The sequence below is a fragment of the Sphingomonas panaciterrae genome, assembly GCF_036890205.1.
Classification (GTDB): domain Bacteria; phylum Pseudomonadota; class Alphaproteobacteria; order Sphingomonadales; family Sphingomonadaceae; genus Sphingomonas; species Sphingomonas panaciterrae.
Map to the genome: position 1 here is coordinate 1 of NZ_JAKNQR010000030.1, position 2,778 is coordinate 2,778.

Below are 2,778 nucleotides of genomic sequence, written 5' to 3' on the forward strand. Positions count from 1 at the left end.
ACAACACATACGTAAAGTGTGCATCGATTTTAGAACCGTACACCCGCAGGCTTCATTGCCTGGTGACCATAGCGTCGGTGTCCCACCCGATCCCATCTCGAACTCGGCCGTGAAACCCGACTGCGCCAATGGTACTATCGCCTAAGCGATGGAAGAGTAGGGCGTCGCCAGGCATTGCAGCTTGCGTGTGTACGATTAAACGAACCCATTCATCTTGTCGTCCATCAAGGACACACCGTCGCCTCCGCTAATCACGGAGGCGTTCGTGTTTCCATAACGGACAAAACCAAGTGTNCCGCCATGGAACTACACACGCCGCCCTCACGGGCGGCGTCGTCGTTTGTGGCAAACGTGATTAAGTCTGCGACCTTCGCGACCACCTCGGCTTCAGGGCCATGCTCGCCATCCGGGTAGATCGTCACGCTCTCAATGAGCGTCGACAGGATCTCTGCGGCTTCGCCGCGTACGGCCTCGTCGTCGAGCATCTCGCGCAGCTTGCCGACTTTCTCCTCAAACATCCGTTTCAAGACCGGATGTGGAAGAATGGTTGCGCTCTGCGCGCTATGCGGCTGGCTGGCCAGCTTCGCCTCGAGCTGCGCTCTTTCAGCCTCTCGGTCCGACAACATCTTCGCCAGCGTTGGGCTGAGCACGCCGGTCAGCATGTTCGCGGCGAGGTTGTCGATCTCGCGCGTGACGGTACCGAGGCGATCGACCGTTGCCTGATCGTGCTGCGACATCGCAACCGTGATTCTTGCCAACTCCCGGTTGAACTCATCTTCGAAGAGACGGGCGTGATCCTCGGTCAGCAGATGGCGATGGAGAATAGAAAGCGTTGCGGCTTCTATCGCACCCTTGCGAACCGACACCCTGTTCAAGCAGGTGCCGCGCTCCTTCTGCCCCGCGCAGCGGTAATAGTCCTTGCCGCTGATCGTGTAGCCAGAGCCGCAGCAGCTGCAGCGAATGAGACCTGAGAGCAGGTGCTTCTTGCGGTTCTGGCTCCCCACGGGCACCTGCGCGTCGGAGCGCCTGCGCTGCTCCATCTGCTGCTGCGCCGCCGTCCACGCCTCATCGCTCACAATGCGCAGGTCCGGCACGCCGATGTCGATCCATTCGGAGCGGTCGCGGAGCCTATATCGGCGTTCTCGCTTCTCGCTGTCGGGATTTCGGCGCCACTGTCGGCGACCCCAGACCAGTCGTCCAACGTAGAGCGGATTGTTGAGGATGCCGGTCGCCTTCTTCGGATCGCCACGGATGGTCGAGGCGTTCCACTGTCCGCCGCGAGGGCCCGGAATGCCATCGGCGTTGAGGCGGGTGGCAATCTGGATCGAGGAGGATCCCGTGGCGAACTCGGCGAAGATGCGCTCGACGATGAGAGCCTCCCCGTGGTTGACCTCGAGCAGCCCGCGGATGAGTTCGCCCTGAGCGTCGAGCTGAATGACGCGCTTGTAGCCATAGGCCCGGCCGCCGGCAAACCGCCCGGCGAGCACGGCGGCTTCCATGCCCCGCACCGTCTTGTCGACCAAGTGCTTCAGGAAGATGGCGCCGAGCAGCCCAGCGACAGCGAACTTGATCTCGTCGACATGACCTTCGGAGACCGTGTGCAGTGCGACCCGATGATACATGAGCTTCTTGCCCAGGAATGCCACGTCTTCGGCATCGCGGGCCAGTCGGTCGAGTGCTTCGCAGACGACGAGGTCGACCGCGCCGGTCTCGATGTCGCGCAGCAGCTTCTTCAGCCCGGGCCGGTCGCGCCGGTAGCCCGACTGCTCCGGGTCGAGGTAGGTCGCAACCACCGTGCCGCCCAGATAGTCTACGAGCTTCATGCAGGAGGCCGCCTGGTCCGCGCTCGACGTCGCTGTCTGCATGACGGTCGAGTGGCGACCGTAAAGTGCGATACGCGGCGGGGTCTTCATCAGCATGGCGGAAGGGATCCGGTTAGGCCGTCTGGCGAGGATGATCCAAGGCGTTCGAGGCGGCAATGTTCCTGTGCGGCCTGGCGGGCCAGCAGCCTGACAAGCGCATCCAGGCTTTCGTCAAAGCTCGGATCGGTGCCGGGCAGCAAGGCGCTGCCCGACGATGGACGTGGCGCGTCCCCGGCCGGTTCAAGCCGGACCGTATCGTTATCGGGCGAAGGAGATCGTCGCGCCATGCCATGCTTATGGGTTTCGCAACTTCCCCGCCTGCAAGAACGTCACGCATGACGACGATTCCTCGACATAGTTTTCCAGCCGACGTCCTTCCGAACGATGTCGGAGCGAGGGTCCGTAGCCTGCGCGAAGGCCGCGGATGGACAAGAGCCGAGCTTGCCGCTCGCAGTGGCGTGCCCCGCGAGACGGTCAGCCGCGTGGAGGCAGGCAAACGGCCGCCGCTCGCCGACACGGTGCTGCGCCTGCTGGTCATCCTCCTGGCCGACCAGGACGATGTCGAGCTGAACGAGGTCGTGCCCAATTGGCCGGAGGCCGACGGACGGCAGGTCATCGGTCATGGTCCGCGCAGCCGGGTCCGGCGCCGACAGCTGCACCTGACCGCAGCCGAGGTAGCGGCAGCCGTAGACGTGAGTGAAGCCACCCTGTCGCGCTTCGAGCGCGATACGAACGCCACCCCGACGCTGCTTACTATCAGAACGAATGCACACGGGGACGAGGTACGGCTGCTGCGGAACAAGCGTCTGGCGCAAGCCTTGCGCTTCGTCGATCTCGAGGATCACGAGAAGTTCTGTGCCGCCGAGGATTGGCTGGTGAGCTGCCCCCTTCTGAGTGGTCCATCGACTATGACAGT

General features: G+C 63.2%; 2 protein-coding genes and 1 rRNA gene. 2 read left to right on the top strand and 1 reads right to left on the bottom strand.

Annotated features, from left to right (window positions below; all coding sequences use genetic code 11):
- Nucleotides 1-58 precede the first annotated feature (58 nt).
- Nucleotides 59-173 (top strand): 5S ribosomal RNA (gene rrf, locus L8F96_RS18465).
- A 78-nt stretch (nucleotides 174-251) separates the two neighbouring features.
- On the opposite strand, the gene L8F96_RS18470 is transcribed toward rrf, so the two are convergent.
- A complete protein-coding gene (locus tag L8F96_RS18470) occupies nucleotides 252-1,919 on the bottom strand; it encodes a recombinase family protein (RefSeq protein WP_334657013.1) in 1,668 nt (555 codons plus the stop codon).
- Between the two features lie 278 nt (nucleotides 1,920-2,197).
- On the opposite strand from L8F96_RS18470, the gene L8F96_RS18475 reads away from it, so the two are divergent.
- Nucleotides 2,198-2,778: helix-turn-helix domain-containing protein (locus tag L8F96_RS18475; protein ID WP_334657014.1), on the top strand; the 581-nt coding region annotated here is incomplete at its 3' end.